Annotated in this window: 16 protein-coding genes; 5 read left to right on the top strand and 11 right to left on the bottom strand. The window is 50.9% G+C overall.

The annotated features are described in order from the left end of the window. Positions 1 to 131 precede the first annotated feature (131 nt). Entirely contained in the window at positions 132 to 596 is a 465-nt protein-coding gene (locus PN477_RS18635) for a DUF4126 domain-containing protein (RefSeq protein WP_272118823.1), read from the top strand. Positions 597 to 756: 160 nt separating this feature from the next. Here PN477_RS18635 and PN477_RS18640 read toward each other — a convergent pair whose 3' ends face one another. Further along, positions 757 to 936: a hypothetical protein gene (locus PN477_RS18640; RefSeq protein ID WP_072622686.1), complete on the bottom strand. Its 180-nt coding sequence runs from the start codon at positions 934 to 936 to the stop codon at positions 757 to 759. 243 nt (positions 937 to 1179) lie between these two features. Between PN477_RS18640 and PN477_RS18645 the strand changes: the two genes are divergently transcribed. Next, a complete protein-coding gene (locus tag PN477_RS18645; protein WP_272118822.1) occupies positions 1180 to 2559 on the top strand; it encodes a serine/threonine-protein kinase in 1380 nt (459 codons plus the stop codon). A 77-nt stretch (positions 2560 to 2636) separates the two neighbouring features. On the opposite strand, the gene PN477_RS18650 is transcribed toward PN477_RS18645, so the two are convergent. The 4 genes from PN477_RS18650 to mtnB form a co-directional block, all read right to left on the bottom strand. Further along, positions 2637 to 4373, bottom strand: a complete 1737-nt coding sequence (locus PN477_RS18650) for an ATP-binding protein (RefSeq protein WP_272118820.1) — start codon at positions 4371 to 4373, stop codon at positions 2637 to 2639. Between the two features lie 413 nt (positions 4374 to 4786). Beyond that, positions 4787 to 5212 carry an ACT domain-containing protein gene (locus tag PN477_RS18655; protein ID WP_072622689.1) on the bottom strand — a complete coding sequence of 142 codons (426 nt, stop codon included), beginning with the start codon at positions 5210 to 5212 and terminating at the stop codon, positions 4787 to 4789. Positions 5213 to 5294: 82 nt separating this feature from the next. After that, a complete protein-coding gene (locus PN477_RS18660) occupies positions 5295 to 5837 on the bottom strand; it encodes a 1,2-dihydroxy-3-keto-5-methylthiopentene dioxygenase (protein WP_272118817.1) in 543 nt (180 codons plus the stop codon). A gap of 28 nt (positions 5838 to 5865) precedes the next feature. After that, positions 5866 to 6489 carry a methylthioribulose 1-phosphate dehydratase gene (gene mtnB / locus PN477_RS18665; RefSeq protein ID WP_272147542.1) on the bottom strand — a complete coding sequence of 208 codons (624 nt, stop codon included), beginning with the start codon at positions 6487 to 6489 and terminating at the stop codon, positions 5866 to 5868. Positions 6490 to 6674: 185 nt separating this feature from the next. Here mtnB and PN477_RS18670 point away from each other — a divergent pair, with 185 nt between their 5' ends. Together PN477_RS18670 and PN477_RS18675 are read left to right on the top strand one after the other, a co-directional pair. Beyond that, complete coding sequence (locus tag PN477_RS18670; protein WP_272118813.1) at positions 6675 to 7931, top strand: GTP cyclohydrolase II; 1257 nt, start codon at positions 6675 to 6677, stop codon at positions 7929 to 7931. A 5-nt stretch (positions 7932 to 7936) separates the two neighbouring features. Then, complete coding sequence (locus tag PN477_RS18675) at positions 7937 to 8359, top strand: AAA family ATPase (RefSeq protein WP_272118811.1); 423 nt, start codon at positions 7937 to 7939, stop codon at positions 8357 to 8359. 475 nt (positions 8360 to 8834) lie between these two features. Here PN477_RS18675 and PN477_RS18680 read toward each other — a convergent pair whose 3' ends face one another. The 3 genes from PN477_RS18680 to PN477_RS18690 form a co-directional block, all read right to left on the bottom strand. After that, on the bottom strand, positions 8835 to 9722 hold the full coding sequence (locus PN477_RS18680) for a ribonuclease H family protein (RefSeq protein ID WP_272118809.1): 888 nt from the start codon (positions 9720 to 9722) through the stop codon (positions 8835 to 8837). Between the two features lie 832 nt (positions 9723 to 10554). After that, the gene (locus PN477_RS18685) at positions 10555 to 10749 is read right to left on the bottom strand and encodes a hypothetical protein (protein WP_072622468.1); all 195 of its coding nucleotides are present in this window, start codon (positions 10747 to 10749) and stop codon (positions 10555 to 10557) included. Between the two features lie 165 nt (positions 10750 to 10914). Continuing rightward, entirely contained in the window at positions 10915 to 11346 is a 432-nt protein-coding gene (locus PN477_RS18690) for an NUDIX hydrolase (RefSeq protein ID WP_272118805.1), read from the bottom strand. A gap of 81 nt (positions 11347 to 11427) precedes the next feature. Between PN477_RS18690 and PN477_RS18695 the strand changes: the two genes are divergently transcribed. Continuing rightward, positions 11428 to 12375, top strand: a complete 948-nt coding sequence (locus tag PN477_RS18695) for an NAD(P)H-dependent glycerol-3-phosphate dehydrogenase (RefSeq protein WP_272118803.1) — start codon at positions 11428 to 11430, stop codon at positions 12373 to 12375. An 87-nt stretch (positions 12376 to 12462) separates the two neighbouring features. On the opposite strand, the gene ftsH2 is transcribed toward PN477_RS18695, so the two are convergent. From ftsH2 to PN477_RS18710, 3 genes are all read right to left on the bottom strand, one after another. Continuing rightward, complete coding sequence (gene ftsH2 / locus PN477_RS18700) at positions 12463 to 14349, bottom strand: ATP-dependent zinc metalloprotease FtsH2 (RefSeq protein WP_272118800.1); 1887 nt, start codon at positions 14347 to 14349, stop codon at positions 12463 to 12465. Positions 14350 to 14540: 191 nt separating this feature from the next. Beyond that, a complete protein-coding gene (locus tag PN477_RS18705) occupies positions 14541 to 15065 on the bottom strand; it encodes a ferritin-like domain-containing protein (RefSeq protein WP_272147544.1) in 525 nt (174 codons plus the stop codon). A 358-nt stretch (positions 15066 to 15423) separates the two neighbouring features. Further along, the gene (locus tag PN477_RS18710) at positions 15424 to 15825 is read right to left on the bottom strand and encodes a fasciclin domain-containing protein (protein WP_272118796.1); all 402 of its coding nucleotides are present in this window, start codon (positions 15823 to 15825) and stop codon (positions 15424 to 15426) included. Position 15826 lies beyond the last annotated feature (1 nt).

Raw genomic sequence — 15826 nt, forward strand, 5'->3', positions numbered from 1 at the left:
AGGATAAATCAATGGCGTTAGTCGTTGAGCCTAGCAACCCTCTGCAACTCTCGTTGTTTGAGTGGATAAATGGTCAGGTAACTGGCTGTTCAGAATCTCCCACTATAGCCCGTAGGGTTTAGTGGGGGAGTATGTCAATGACGCTTGCGATCGCCGCCACCGTCGAAATCGCCGCCTACTATCTTCCTGCCGTTGATAATGCTCTGGATCTTGTGGCCATTCCCACCGCGATCGCCATTGGTACAGCCCTCTCCGCCGCCACCTTGGGGGATATTGATCCTGTTTTACAATGGACGATCGCGGCGATCGCTGGCGGCGGCAGCGCGGGGGCAGTGGAAAGCTTCACGAGCGTTACCCGGTTGGCTTCCACCACCATGACCGCTGGGTTAGGGAATTCCGTCTTTTCCTCCGTGGAATTGATCAGTGCGATCGCCCTCTCCCTGCTCGGCCTCTTCGTGCCTCTCCTCGCGGGCATCGTCGTGATCCTCGTGCTGTGGATTGGCATCCGGCAAACCCGTCGCTTCTGGCATCACCGCCGTCGTCAACAGGCCATCCACGCCGAGCAATCCCCATCAACTCCCAACAAAAATCCCTAAAGTGATCTTAGAATCACCCTAGGGGTAAAGCAGTCTTCAATCAGAGCGGGACAGGCAAGGGGCTTAAGCCCCTTGTTTCCCAAGGCTGAGGGTTTCAAGGTCAAATAGGGTTGCTATAAAACGTTTTTAAGGAGCAAGGGGAAGACTCGTTAAACGGAGCTTATTTGATATCGAGGAGGCCGTGCCGCACACCATAGAACACACGCTGGGCTAAGGTGCGATCGAGGACATCTAAGCCATCGCCCTGTTCTTGCAGGATTAACTGCATCCGTTGATGATCGTAACGGGACAGAGTCCGATTGCTGAGGGCTTGCATACTTAATTCGCGAATACTAGTCATAGTGTTGTCTCCCACCCGATTTTCTAAAAAAGTTGAATACTAAAAACACGGTGTTATGTCGTTGATCTCATTATGTCTGACTGTGGGAATCTCAGGGGTGATCTCTCGTCTTCGATCCGCGTGATCTTAAGAAATCATGAGGGTGACTTATAACGATGTAAACCGTGACACGAATCACCGCCGTCTCCCCCGGTCTCAACCATCCCACACCCTCTAGACTGGCAAGCCCCGCCCATCCTGACCATGAGTTACTGTCTTAATCCCCTCTGTTCCACCCCTCAAAACCCCAGCAATGCCAATTTTTGCCAACATTGCGGCCACGCCCTCCGCCTCAACCAGCGTTATCGCAGTCTGAAACTCCTCGGCCAAGGCGGCTTTGGGCGTACCTTCCTAGCCCAGGATGAACACCAACCCACCCCCACCCCCTGCGTCATCAAGCAATTTCACCCCCTGGGGCAACCCCACAGCCCCAAAGCTGCCCAACTCTTTCAGCAGGAAGCGGTGCGCTTGGCAGAGTTGGGGCATCATGACCAAATCCCCGCCCTCTATGCCCATTTTGAAGAACAGGGCGAACAATACATTGTGCAGCAATATATTGAGGGTCAAAACCTGGCCGAAGAATTTCAGCAAGAGGGGGTATTTTCCGAGGCTCAGGTGCAGGAATTGTTGCTGGATCTGTTACCGGTGCTGGCCTTTGTGCATCAGGGCGGGGTGATCCATCGGGATATTAAGCCGGAAAATATCATTCGGCGGCGGTGCGATCGCCGTCTCATCCTCGTGGATTTTGGGGCGGCGAAATATGCCACGGCGACCGCCTTAGCGCAAACGGGGACAATGATCGGCAGCGCGGAATATACCGCACCGGAGCAGTTGAAGGGGCGAGCCACCCTCAGCAGCGATCTGTATAGTTTGGGGGTGACCTGTTTGGCGTTGTTAACGGGACTATCTCCCTTTGATTTATTTGATGTCCATGAGGATCGCTGGAATTGGCGGGCTTATCTTGATCAGAATCCGGTGGGTGATGGGTTGGGGGCGGTGCTCGATCGCATGGTGGCCAATGCTGTTAAGGATCGCTGGGGTAAGAGTGAGGAGATTTTAGCCGCTGTGGGGAATCTGTCCGCCGTGCCCACAGGGGACATGTTTCAACCCCTGATCGACCTCTTGCGCACGGAACAATGGCAGGCGGCGGATGTGGAGACGGGGCGACTGTTGTTGCAGTGGGCGGGGCGCGATCGCGACGGCTGGTTACGCTTAAAAGACGTGGCGCGTCTCGCCTCGGAGGATCTCGCCGAGTTGGATCGCCTCTGGGTCGAGCAGAGCCATGGTCTATTCGGATTTTCCGTACAGCGGCGCATCTATGAACGGCTGGGGCGCAATAATCTCTATCACCGTTATCAAACCGTCCGCTGGCAAAAATTTGGGGATATCGTCGGGTGGCGCAGCAGCGATCGCTGGCTGCCCTACGCCAAATTAGAATTCCACAGCCACGCCCCCCAAGGCCACCTCCCCCGCCATTGCTTCAACATCACCGGCCGCCGCGCCCAAGTCTGGTTTTACGGTTGGCCCCACGCCCTCTGGAAAAACGTCACCACCCTGTTCAACACTCTGCCCCCATTCCCCTAACAGCAAGCCGATCCATCCTTCAGCACCGCACCGGATTCAGCGCCTCTCTCTCATTTTGAAAACCCTGCATCGATCGATTACTGAAAGGGTAAAAACGGAATCACAATCACAAATTGAGTCCCCTGACCTGGCTGTGAATCACACCAAATTTCGCCCCCATGTTTATCCACGATGATTTGATGACAAATAGACAATCCAAGTCCCGTGCCTTTCCCAACAGTTTTGGTCGTAAAAAATGGATCAAAAAGTCGTTTGCTAATCGATTCATCAATACCTGAACCATTGTCTGCGATCGTAATCTTAAGCCATTTTTCATGATCTTTAAAAATTGCACTCGTCGGGATCACCTCTGCCTTTAATTCCTCGTGAGAGCAGACTTGAGTATGAATATTAATCCATAACTCAGTAGTTTTACGCTCCGTAGCCGATTGAGCCTGATACAACGTATCTAACGCATCAATCGCATTCACCAAAATATTCATGAATACTTGATTAAGCTGTCCCGGATAACAATACAATAACGGAAGATCCGTATAGTGCTTGTGGATTGTGATGGCAGGGCGATCGGAATGAGCTTTGAGACGACTTTGTAAAATCATTAACGTGCTATCCATACCATCATGAATATTAGCTTCCTTTTGTTCCGCCTCATCTAATCGTGAAAAGGTGCGCAAAGATAGTACAATTTCACGAATTCGCTTCGCCCCTACCTGCATCGAGTCCAGCGCTTCCGTTAGATCCTGCTGCAAAAAATCTAATTCTAATTCGGCTTGGAGTTTAACCACATCCGGATGGGGTTGGGGATGATGATGTTCATAACATTGAATCAACGCCAATAAATCTTGCACATACCGTGACACATGGGTCAAATTTCCAAAAATAAAATTCACGGGATTATTAATTTCATGGGCAACCCCTGCGACCAACTGCCCTAAACTCGATAATTTTTCTGTTTGAATTAATTGACTTTGGGTTTTCTTCAGGTACACCAAGGTCTCGTTTAATTGCCTATTTGCTTCAACTAATTCATTCGTTCGTCCTTGCACCTTCTCTTCTAACGAATTATGAACTTCTTTCAGATGATTCGCCATCGTATTAAATTCATGGGCGAGAGCTTCGATTTCATCTCCAGTTTGAATATCAACATGCTGATCGAATTGCCCTGACGCAATTTCTTGAGTTTTACGCTTTAATGTTCTGATTGATGTGCTAATCGGTACAAACGTAAACTTAAATTGCAAAAAAACAATGAATACTGCAACAATCACACCACTATAGCGAGCAATGTTAAGCCAAAATGTCAGGTCATCAAAATACTGATCATTTTTATCTTCTTGGGCAATTAAGATTTGATTGATTGAATCGAGTGCGTCAATAAATTGAGCTTTATTTTGATCAATATAAGAGATTTTTTGTGCTAAGGATGTAAGCTGAATCCCATTATGATACTCTTGATTAGGAATGGTAAGTAAATTCTGATGCTGTTGCAATAAGGGGTCAACTAGATCCGGATCTTGCAACAATGTTTCCAGTCTTTTTAGATTTTTCCAGATATTTTTTTGATCATCCGGTAGCATCTTGATCATGGATGCCTGATTAGGATTTAAAAGTAAGCTGTTTTTCAAGTTAGAGACTTCATCTCGAATTTGAACTTCTAGCATATCCACCACATCCAAGGCTTCATCTGTAATATCATCACGGTCTTCAAAACTCTCTTGTAGAGATTTTCCTAAAAAAGTGCTGCCACCAATAAAAGCAACAATAATTGCAATCACTGAAAGTGAAGAGAGTAAAAACTTTGTTTCAATTTTCATGACGATTCATTGGAATCTGTTGTTTGAGGATTTTTGTGATGCCTTTACAGATAAACAATAATCTGTGATCTTTTTGTAAGGTTTGAATATATCGAACAATTGTGAAAATGCTGTGAATGCCTGATCTGAAACGAGTGAATTTTTCGGCACGGTGAAATTCGTCAAAAGCTTGCCGGACTGCTTCCGGGGAGGACAGAAAAATTAAGGCTTGCTGAATGCCTTCTCTTCAGTGACGCTACGGCTCATGTAGCGATCCTAAATCAATCGGAGATCTGATCTCCTCATCAACAAGGGGCTTAAGCCCCTTGCCTGTTCATGAATCAAATAGGATTGCTATACATCACCCAAGGTGCAAGTCTGGATCTATCAGGAGTGGGCCAGAGGCTCACACGCTACCGTTTCCTCTCCCGTGGTCAGGACTGTTGTGCTCGTGATCTGCTGGATTGTGCGAGGGTGTGCAGGGCGGCGATCGCTGTTTCGGCCTGATCACAGGGCACAAAAATATGGTCGTGAAAATAGCCTGCGATCACGTTGGCACTGATGTTGTATTGGGTGAGTTGAGTAGCGATCGCCGCCGTTAACCCCACGGCATCTAGACTGGAATGGACGGTTACGGTAATCCCGCAAAACACGGATTCATAGGGGAGGTGCTGCTCCTCTGCTTTTGCCCTGGGAATCACGAGGGTGAGGCCTTCCCGCTCTTGCAGGGCGGCGATCGGCTCTAGGTCTGCGCGATCGCCGTACTGCGCCCCCTCAAAAGTGCAAAACACATATTCTCCGTCGATTAATTCCGGAGCGAGCGATCGCAATAATGTTTCAAAATCCCGTTCACCGCTCATCGATACCTTCTGAAATGAGTGAGCGATCGCCCATGATCACCTGACCGATCTATTCGTAATCGAAAATAAGAAATTATCAAGATTAACGAGTCAGAACCAGAGCAGGATCATGATATTCTGCATCAATATTTGACCCGGTATAGTGAGGAACCCAGCCCTCAGTATTGGAAAAAATCCGAATCGCTTTTACATTCGGTTCACACCCTGCATCAAACCAATGTTTTGTCCCTTGGGGCACTGAAATTAAATCCCCCGCCGTACAGAGGATATTAAACACCGGCTCATCGTCTAAATTAAACCAAAATAACCCCTGACCTTCCACAAAAAAGCGCACTTCAGCTTCGGCGTGGGTATGTTCGGCGAGAAACTTTTCTCGGATCGCGGGGTAGTTTTCAATACCGCTGTGAATATTCACCACGTCCGCCGTTTGATAACCATGGGCGGCCATGTAGGAGTCAAGAACATCACGATAGGCGGCGAGGATTTCCGCTGGGTTGGCGGTTTGGCTGAGTTGGGCGGGGGTGTCCCACTGGGCGAAGGTGATGCCGTGGGACTGGAGAAAGGCGGTGATGTCGGTGATGGCGGTGAGTTTGAGATGGGTTTGAGGTTGGACGAGTTGAGTCATGGTGATGGTGGACGTTGTTCGGCGTAATTTAAGACTTAATTTTGAGTAATTCAAGTTCGCATTCTAGCAAAAATTCCCACACTTCTAAATGGCGTTTGGCGGTGGCGAAGTCCTGCCCCCACGCATAGAGTCCATGTTTCGCAATTAAGAGACCGTAATTGTTTAATTCAGCACGGCGGGCCGTGAAGCGATCGCACAATGTCACCATATCCTGCTGATTCGCAAAAATCGGTAACTGAATCGCTGTATCGTGGGTTTGATGGCCTTCAATTCCCTTAATCACTTCGTATCCTGTAAACGAGATTTGCTGTGGGGATAAAAACAAATCTGATAAAATCGTCGCTGCCACCGAATGGGTATGTAAAACTGTCATGACATCCGGAAATTCACGATATAAAAAACAATGAATTAACGTCTCCGCCGAGGGTTTGACCGCAGCAAATTCCGGCAGCGGTTGGCCGTCTAAATCAACCTGCAAAAAATCCTCAACCCTAAACTGAGACTTATCCACCCCACTGCGGGAAATAACCACATCCCCCGCCTCGTTGCGATAGGAATAGTTTGTCGAAGTGGCGGGGGATTTGCCTTGGGCGTGAAGTTGGGCGATCAGGGTGCAGAGTTGGTGGGATTGGGACGGCATATCTATGGACATTGGCAAGGCAGCGGCAACGGCAACCGCAAAATTTTTTGCTTCAAAATTGTAACAGGATTAACAATTGTTGGATTGCTCAAGATTTCTGCGGGGAACTCGCCACGATTCACCATGAACCGGAGTTTGATTTGTTAGAATCAGAGCTTAAATTTTTGCCCCCCCATTGGACTGCAATCCGAGGCCCTATGAACAAGCCGCGCAAGTCTCAGCACATCGTCCTCACCTCCCACCCCAGCATCAAAAATAAACCCCTCCCTATCCATTGGGGCAACCCTGATCCAGGGCAGCGGGGGCCGGTAATTGGCAGTCTCACCGATCAAATTCACCGCAATGTCATCGGCACTCATTCCGGCTCCTATGCGGTCTATCGGGCGTTGGCGGTGGCCAGTGGCTCCCTCCAGGCGGATCATCGTGCGGACTTGACCCACACCTCGCCGATTGTGCCCGTGGGCCCCTATCCCAGTTGGAGCGACCCCGAAAAGATTGTGTCCCTTGATCCCTTTGGGGCGGTGGTGGACGAGGTCTACAGCGAATTGATCGCCAAGGGGTACGACCTTCGCCCAACGATCGCGATCACGAAGGCCCAAATCAACCTCCCGGAAATTCAGGCGATGGTGACTCAGGGTCACATCTGCGTTGATGGTGCGATCGTCAAAACCGGGGGCAGTTTGGCGGTGACGAAGGTGGCGATCGATCCGGTGTGGTATTTGCCGGGGATTGCGCAACGCTTGGGGGTGGAAACAGCGGTGCTGCGGCGATCGCTCTTTCAGCAAACCGGAGGAATGTTCCCGGAACTGGTGACGCGCCCGGATTTGGAGATTTTCTTACCCCCCATCGGCGGGATGACGGTGTATGTGTTGGGAGATTTGGCGGCGATCGCTGATCCCACGCGGCCCGTGGCGGTGCGGGTTCACGATGAATGCAATGGGTCGGATGTGTTCGGCTCGGATATCTGCACCTGTCGCCCCTATCTCGTCCACGGCATTGAAGTCTGCATCACAACGGCCCAAGCCGGGGGCGCAGGGGTGATTGTCTACAATCGCAAGGAGGGGCGGGCCTTGGGTGAGGTGACGAAGTTCCTGGTGTACAACGCTCGTAAACGTCAAGCGGGGGGCGATCGCGCCGATGCCTATTTCAACCGCACGGAATGCGTCGCGGGGGTTCAGGATATGCGCTTTCAGGAACTCATGCCCGATGTGCTCCATTGGCTCGGCATCACCCGCATCGATCGCTGGGTGTCGATGAGTAATCTTAAATATGATGCGATCGCCTCAACAGGCATCGAAATCATCGAACGAGTCCCCATCCCCGACCACTACATCCCCGACGATGCCCGCGTCGAAATCGCCGCCAAAACCGCCGCCGGCTACTACACCGACGGCGAAACCCCCACCCCCGACACCCTCAACACCATCAGCGGCCGCAACCTCCAAGATTATTAATCGTTATGAGTACCGAAAAACTAAAAATCCAAAATTTTGCCGGACTCAAAGACGTTGAAATAGAAATCAAAAAAATCAACATCTTCATCGGCCCTCAAGCCAGCGGCAAGAGTGTCATCGCTAAACTTCTTTTTTATTTCAAGGGAATTTTTAATGACATTATTAAGTACGGAAAAACATCAAAAAACAAAAGAGATTTTGACAAAAAGATCAAAGATAAGTTTGAAAACTACTTCCCGGCTTACACATGGAAAAACAATGAATTTCATCTTTACTATGTAATAAATAATGAATTCATTTGCATTGAGAAATATCACAAAATCATCAGAAATTTTTGTTTCTGTAACTTGAGTCTGACACCTTTGGGACAATCCTTAGATTTTCGCTTGTATAGTTCAAGCGTATCGGTATACCCCTTGTATTCATAAGTAACGCTAATGGGGGTATCGCTATCGTTAACCGTGTTTTTAGCCGTTTTACTGTCTACCATCTTTCTACCGTTTATCTACCGTTCTGTTTTTTGGTAGATTCTGGTAGGTGGCTAGGGTAACGTGGTTTCAAGTGTTTCAGACGATATGAACGGCATTAGCCTAGTTCGAGTCTCGCCATCCGCATTGGATAAGCCCAAAAAACCTCACGATAAGATCCTAGATTGATCACCAATCTAGGGTCTTATTTTTGTTCAGATGGGGTCGCGATGGGGAGGGATGAACCCATCCTCTCCTGATCGCCTGGTTGGATTGGGAATGGGGGGTTATCCCTCAAGACAGTGAGCCGAAAAAACGGGAATTGTTCACCGTTAAAGTCAATTCCCCACACCCCTTGAGGCAGAAAACGAGGGGCAAGACCGAGGCGCGATCGCCATCTTGTTACTGTTCAATGCCCCACGACCCCACAACTCCTTTAGTCCACTCGTTCTAGTTGCCAAAGAATTTGGTTCCCTTCCCGACGAACTCGTGAAATAACCCAATTACGCCACGACCAATGATCTCCGCGACTGGTCACTGCGCTTGCATTGACATCCATCAAATCCGCAAGTTCGGAACTGCTGATTAGGTAACCCTTTTCTGCGACCTCCTCGGCAATTCTTAATGTTTCAATCAGATGATCTAGTCGCAACATCCGTGTCTCGCGGGGCAAGTATTGATCATCGAGAGTCCCGGAATTAACGTCACTCATGGTCGATTGCATCTCGAAAAGATTAGTTTGTTTATCGTTGTAACGTATCGTTAAAGGCTCCAGTGAGTCTGATAAGCCTGTTACCGGATTTCCACTGATTTCCGACCAAATTGTAACGAAGTCCGCCGGAATATCACACCGTAATGAAGGATTTTTTCCTTGGGCAAAGGCACTAGCGATCGCATCGGCGGCTTCATTTCCTGCCACGCCACGATGAGCCGGAACTGTTTTCCATTCAAGGGGTGGAGAGGCTTGTTTTAATGACAGTAATTCTTGCCAGAGGTCTTGATTTTGAACCGGCTTCCCGGCGGCGGTTGTCCAGCCTCGTTTTTGCCATCCGTTCACCCATTGGGTAATCCCTTTTTGCACATATTCACTATCGGTATAAAGGGTGGCTGGGCTGTGTTGGTCACTGCGTTGCCAGAGGCGCAGGGCGGCGATCGCCCCCTGTAGTTCCATCCGATTGTTGGTGGTTTGGGGGTCACTGCCGCCTAGTTCCGCGATCGCGCCATCGGAAAAATACACCACCACTCCCCACCCCCCCGGCCCCGGATTGCCAGAACAGCCTCCATCGGTATAGATAGACTGAATCGTAATGGGTTGCTGGGCCATAAAACCGATCTCCCTGTTGAGTACTGTTGTCTATCTTAAATGTCAAATTGACACTCCCACAGTACGAAGGGCGATCGCCGTTTAAATTTTGGCCCAAAAGAAGGAGCGATCGACAAACCGCTCCTCAGGAGATCGTAGTTTTAATGACACTAACTACCCAAACTGAAATAGAAAATTTTTGTAGTGCGTAGCGCAATGGACAGTTCGCACCGCAACACTCAAGCATGAATGGCATTTTTTAGAGCCGACAGACCCCAAACAGCCCCAGACATGGCGCGATTACCCTTGAAGACGATGCTGCATCCGGCTGACCGAGACAGGGTCGCGATTGATCACAGCAGGGCGAGGAAAATTGCCGAGACAGGGCAGAGGGGAAACCTTAACAGCGGTTTTCAGAAGTGGAAGACCGGCCGCTTCTGGGGTGTTTTGCAATCTGACATCGAATTGCTGTCCTTACTTATTTCTTCAGCCCGAATCACAAGTTTTATGCAAATTGTCGAAAACTTTTTTTTGAATTAGGGGCAAATTTTTCTGAAATGCTCATGGGACAAGGGTTTCAGGATTCCAATTGATGGTTTGATCAAATTCAGAATAACGGACGGGAGCATGAAGATCGGCGCAAGGCTGGCGAGATGGGTGCTCTGACGGCATCACCGGGGTTAAGGATGCGACGGAGTCAAGATCAGCGGGGCGAGACTTGTGATCGCACCGGTTCAAGAATAGCAGTCACCCGTTGTACTGGGGTGGAGGTTGGAGCCGTGTTTGCAAGGCAAAGGTGGGGGCGCGATCGCTTGATGAACGGTCACGCAGATCCAGAGGGGTTAGATTCCCGTTAACGGCTAGGGGTCAGACGCACACGGCCGGCATCCATTTCGGCCATCAGGAGTTCAAGGGCTTCATAGTCCACATCGGAAATGTGGCCGAGGCGCGTGAGTTCAACGTTAATTTCGTTTTCGATTTCAGGTGTTAGGCGGCGAATGTGTAACGCTTTTTCCACCAAGCGGCGAATTAATGGTGCTCGTTTCACTGATCCATACTGCGTTTAAGTGGATGCCTTCATCATCTAATTTTCGTTCCCCTCAGGATGTGATCCATGAAATGGAGTTTAGTGATCTAAATCACGTCTTGAGTGTGGAATATACGCATGAACTCGGCAAATTCAGAGCGATCGCCGCCTCAACTCCCTCACAGCTTAACGACAGCGAGGCCGCCGACCATAATGCCGATAGTGCCAATAGTCCTGCAAAATTTGACCATGATCAAAACAGAGCGGGTCTGGCATTGCCCATGGGTAAAAGATTCCCACGGTTTTCGCATCATCAGCCGCACGGGGTTCGCCGGTGGCGGTGGCGATCAAAACGGTGCTGATCGTATGTTTGCGTTGATCGCGCTGGGGATCGGAATACACGTAAAACTGTTCAATCAGGGTCACATCAAGGCTAATTTCTTCGCGGGCTTCGCGCCGGGCGGCGGTTTCCACCGATTCGCCGTAATCAATGAAGCCGCCGGGAATCGCCCAACCGTAGGGGGGATTATTCCGCTCGATCAGGATGATGGGGCGATCGCGCTGATCCACGAGTTCGATAATAATGTCTACGGTGGGAACCGGGTTACGATAGGTCATGCGTTCAAAGACGAAACGAGCAGCAACAAGCTGAACGGAAAAAAATGAGTGCGTTTTTGATTGTATCGGAGCAGGAGCACAATGGCAGATCAGCACGGGCGAATCACAATTGTAGGGGCAGGGGCGTGGGGGTCTGCCTTGGCAACCTTGGCCACCGAGGGGCAGAATGATGTGCGGCTCTGGTCGCGGCGCAGTGGTCAGGCGTTGGGGCCGTGGGTCGAGACGAGCGATGTGCTGTTGATCACGGTGTCGATGCAAGGGGTGCGCGAGACGATCGCTCGCCTCCAAGCTATCCCCCTGCCGCCGGATTTAATCATTGTCACCGCCACCAAAGGCCTCGATCCGGAGACCCAGCAAACCCCCGCCCAGCTTTGGCAGGCGGCGTTTCCAGATCATCCCATTGTTGTCCTCTGCGGGCCCAATTTATCGAAGGAAATTCAACAAGGTTTACCCGCTGCGACTGCTGTGGCCAGTGATGATCTAGGGGCGGCGGCAACGGTGCAGCATTATTTTGCTAGCGATCGCTTTCGGGTCTATTTCAACGCAGATCCGCTGGGGACGGAGTTGGGCGGCACGTTAAAAAATGTGATGGCGATCGCGGCTGGGGTTTGTGATGGGTTGGCGTTGGGAACCAATGCCAAGGCCGCCCTATTAACGCGGGCCCTGCCGGAAATGGTGCGGGTGGGGGTCACCTTGGGCGCACAACCCGATACCTTTTTTGGCTTATCCGGGTTAGGGGATTTGCTCGCCACCTGTAGCAGTCCGCTGTCGCGGAATTATCAAGTGGGCTACGGTCTCGGACAGGGCAAGAATTTAACCGAAATTTTGGATCATCTCGAAGGCACAGCGGAGGGGGTGAATACCGCTGCGGTTTTGGTGACGTTGGCCCAGCGCGATGCGATCGCTGTCCCCATCGCCACCGCCGTTCATCACCTCCTCCAAGCCCAGATCACCCCCCTAGATGCCGTTCAAAGCCTGATGGAGCGAGACCTCAAACCCGAATTTGGTGAATGGCTACGCCGGTCATGAGCCATAAAAAAAGCCGGGAGATGAGCATTCATCTCCCAGCTTTGGATCATTAAAGGTGGATCTGAGGACTACATCAAAGCAGTCTGATTACAGTTGCGGCGTGAACTGTTCCTTTTCCGGAACCTCCGTATATTCCGCCACAATCTGCCGGAACTCTGCGCCGTCGATCGTTTCTTTTTCGATCAACAGATCAACTAAGCGATCGATCACCACACGATTATCACGGACGATTTGGCGGGCGCGTTGGTGGCATTGTTCGGCAATCTCGCGCACCTGGGCATCAATGCGAGTGGCGATTTTTTCCGAATATTCAGAGCGGTTCATGAGACCGTTGCCGAGGAACACTTCACCGGCCTGGTCTTCGAGAGACAGCGGGCCGAGGTCACTCATGCCGAAGCGGGTCACCATTTGCCGCGCCATGCTGGTCACCATTTGCAAATCGCCGCCGGCCCCGGTGGTCACTTCCGCATGACCGAACACTTCTTCTTCGGCAGCACGACCCCCCAAAGCACCGCAGATCCGAGCGGTCAACTGAGAGCGGGTGGTTAAACCCTGCTCTTCGCTGGGGGTGAACCAGGTTAACCCTTGGGCTTGGCCGCGGGGAACGAGGGTTACTTTTTGGACGGGGTCGTGTTCTTTGACGAGCGTGCCAACGATCGCATGGCCCACTTCGTGATAGGCAATCAATCGCTTGCTCTTGCTATCAACGAGGGGCGTACCTTCCATCCCGGCGACCACACGATCCACCGCATCATCAATTTCGAGGATCGTGATCGCCTCTTTGCGACGGCGGGCGGTGAGGATGGCAGACTCGTTGAGGAGGTTGGCGAGGTCAGCACCGCTGAAGCCGGGGGTGCGACGAGCGATCGCTTCTAAGGACACATCCGGCGAAAGTTTCTTATTACGGGCATGAACTTCCAACACCTTCAAGCGGCCTTTGAAGTCCGGCGCATCCACAATCACCTGACGGTCAAAGCGACCCGGACGCATCAACGCCGAATCCAGCACATCAGGGCGGTTCGTTGCCGCGATGATAATGATGCCGGTATTACCTTCAAACCCGTCCATTTCCGTCAGGAGTTGGTTTAAGGTTTGTTCCCGTTCATCATTACCGCCGCCAATCCCCGCACCCCGTTGGCGACCCACCGCGTCAATCTCATCAATAAAGATCAAACAGGGTGCATTTTCCTTCGCTTTCTTAAAGAGGTCACGCACACGAGACGCACCGACCCCCACAAACATTTCCACAAATTCCGACCCGGAAATGCTGAAAAAAGGTACAGCCGCTTCCCCAGCGATCGCCTTCGCCAAGAGAGTCTTACCCGTTCCCGGCGGCCCGACGAGGAGCACACCCTTAGGAATCCGCGCCCCCACAGCAGTAAAGCGTTCGGGCTGTTTTAAGAAAGTAACGACTTCTTGTAATTCTTCTTTCGCTTCGTCAATCCCCGCCACATCATCAAACATCACCCCGGTTTTCGCTTCCATCTGGAACCGGGCGCGAGACTTACCAAAATTCATCGCTTGGCCAGGGCCGCCGGGCATATTGCTCGACCGACGGAACAGGAAGAACAACGAACCAATCAACAACAGCGGGAAAATTAAGTTCCCCAAGAAGCCCCACACCGCCCCTTCGCTACGCACCGGATGAGAATCCAGAATGACCCCTTCTTGGCGCAGCTTGGCCACAAGTTCCGGCGCATTGCTCGGCAGGTCTACCCGCAGGGTTTGGGTGCGGCCATCCAGTTGCGGATCGGTGGCTTGCACGATCGCAGTCCGTCCCCCTTCGTAGAGGTCAACACTTTGCACCCGATGGGCATCCACATATTCCAGAAAACGCCCGTAGGTCATCCGGGTACTGGCGCTGTTATTACCCATATCGTTGGCATTGCCAGCCATGCTGCCTTGCCAGAAAAAGAAGCCAACCAAAAGGGCGGGTAATGTCCAAAGGAGGATGATTCTCCAAGAAAATTTCATAGGTAGCAGTCTCGTAGTGATGATCAATGACGCTAGGATGGCCGCCTAGCTACGGCAGAAATTGCATTTAAAGAGCAAATTTTTATAGAGAATTGGCAAAAACGGCCAAGGTTTCTTAACTAAATTTAACGTAATTCTCACAATAGGAGCAAGAACCCCGTGCAGTTCCCCTAGGGGCGAGGATGAATCCATCACCGTAGGCGCTGTTGACACCGATCAAAAGCACGTTGGTGTTTTTCGCTCGACACGCGCCGGAATTGGCTAAATAAATCCCGTAATTCCGGTTCGCTGACCCAGGTAAGAAACTCGTCATACAGTTGAACATTGGCAATCTCTGCTTCGATGCCCAGGGCACAGGCTGCCGCTACGCTTTGGGGGGCTACCACAGTGCCGGCAAAGGTATCCGGCGGAACGGGCAATCCATACTGTTCAAATAACGCCTGCAACCGTGCGGCATGGCGTTCTTCGGCCTGCACAATGTTGGTGAAAGGGCGCACATCTCCATATTTTTCGATCACTGCCGTATAAAAGGCGTGGGCATGATATTCATCTTCGATGGCTGCGATCATTGCTGCCTGGGTTTGGGCATCAAGGCGGTGGTTTGATTGTGCCGGGGTCTGCCCGATCGCAACCCCTCCCCACCAAGCACCCAGTGCGATCGCGCTACCCAGCCAACCCATCATTTTCAAGGATTTTTCCCATCCATGTTGTCCCATCTTGACCTCGTATAAATCCATAACTATTTGTTCATTCATTAAAACTATAGAGTTAACCGAGGAGACGGCCATCGATCATTAGTCACAGATCGTGCGATCGGTGGCCGAGGCAATATGAGCTAAACGTCACGGGTGTAGCCGAGTTTGTCCGCAGAACAACGCTGGCACAGGGAGAACGCGAAGGGAGAAGCCGTTGCAGCAACTCACCCAAAGGGACTACGACTAATGCCGCAGAGGGACAACGGTTAAGCTAATCGGCATCTAAACTATATGTTTATTGCTCTGAAGCCCTTACGGTAAAGGGATCTGCTTGGAACGCTGAATGACGATCAGCTTAGGGGGAAGCAAGAGCCATCAATTACCCCATTAAAATTACCGTATCAATCACATGAATAATGCCATTCGTGGCCTCAATATCGGGAGCTAACACCGTCGCATTTTTAACTTCAAAGACATCACCGCAGCGAATCGGAATCGGCGACCCTTCTAACGATGTGACAGTATCCATCTCTTTCAATTCTGCCGTGGTATAGCGACCCGCCACAACGTGATATTTCAAAATGCGCTGAAGCTGGGGAATATTTTGCACCAAAGTGTCTACCGTACCCGGCAGCAATTTCGCAAAGGCATCATCATTGGGGGCAAACACCGTGAAGGGCCCAGGTTGTTGTAAAGCGTCGCCGAGTCCTGCTACCGTAACGGCGGTGACGAGGGTTTTAAACGCATCATTACTAACGGCAATTTCAACGATGTTTGGCATT

It is taken from the genome of Spirulina subsalsa CS-330 (genome assembly GCF_028330765.1).
Taxonomy (GTDB): domain Bacteria; phylum Cyanobacteriota; class Cyanobacteriia; order Cyanobacteriales; family Spirulinaceae; genus Spirulina; species Spirulina subsalsa_A.

Excerpts from the sequence above, each read along its gene's own strand:
- mtnB (WP_272147542.1), bottom strand. The coding sequence starts at position 6,489 with ATGTCCATAGATATGCCGTCCCAATCCCACCAACTCTGCACCCTGATC.
- ftsH2 (WP_272118800.1), bottom strand. The coding sequence starts at position 14,349 with ATGAAATTTTCTTGGAGAATCATCCTCCTTTGGACATTACCCGCCCTT.
- PN477_RS18710 (WP_272118796.1), bottom strand. The coding sequence starts at position 15,825 with ATGCCAAACATCGTTGAAATTGCCGTTAGTAATGATGCGTTTAAAACC.
- PN477_RS18680 (WP_272118809.1), bottom strand. The coding sequence starts at position 9,722 with ATGGCCCAGCAACCCATTACGATTCAGTCTATCTATACCGATGGAGGC.
- PN477_RS18670 (WP_272118813.1), top strand. The coding sequence starts at position 6,675 with ATGAACAAGCCGCGCAAGTCTCAGCACATCGTCCTCACCTCCCACCCC.
- PN477_RS18695 (WP_272118803.1), top strand. The coding sequence starts at position 11,428 with ATGGCAGATCAGCACGGGCGAATCACAATTGTAGGGGCAGGGGCGTGG.
- PN477_RS18640 (WP_072622686.1), bottom strand. The coding sequence starts at position 936 with ATGACTAGTATTCGCGAATTAAGTATGCAAGCCCTCAGCAATCGGACT.
- PN477_RS18635 (WP_272118823.1), top strand. The coding sequence starts at position 132 with ATGTCAATGACGCTTGCGATCGCCGCCACCGTCGAAATCGCCGCCTAC.
- PN477_RS18705 (WP_272147544.1), bottom strand. The coding sequence starts at position 15,065 with ATGGGACAACATGGATGGGAAAAATCCTTGAAAATGATGGGTTGGCTG.
- PN477_RS18675 (WP_272118811.1), top strand. The coding sequence starts at position 7,937 with ATGAGTACCGAAAAACTAAAAATCCAAAATTTTGCCGGACTCAAAGAC.
- PN477_RS18650 (WP_272118820.1), bottom strand. The coding sequence starts at position 4,373 with ATGAAAATTGAAACAAAGTTTTTACTCTCTTCACTTTCAGTGATTGCA.
- PN477_RS18660 (WP_272118817.1), bottom strand. The coding sequence starts at position 5,837 with ATGACTCAACTCGTCCAACCTCAAACCCATCTCAAACTCACCGCCATC.
- PN477_RS18645 (WP_272118822.1), top strand. The coding sequence starts at position 1,180 with ATGAGTTACTGTCTTAATCCCCTCTGTTCCACCCCTCAAAACCCCAGC.
- PN477_RS18690 (WP_272118805.1), bottom strand. The coding sequence starts at position 11,346 with ATGACCTATCGTAACCCGGTTCCCACCGTAGACATTATTATCGAACTC.
- PN477_RS18655 (WP_072622689.1), bottom strand. The coding sequence starts at position 5,212 with ATGAGCGGTGAACGGGATTTTGAAACATTATTGCGATCGCTCGCTCCG.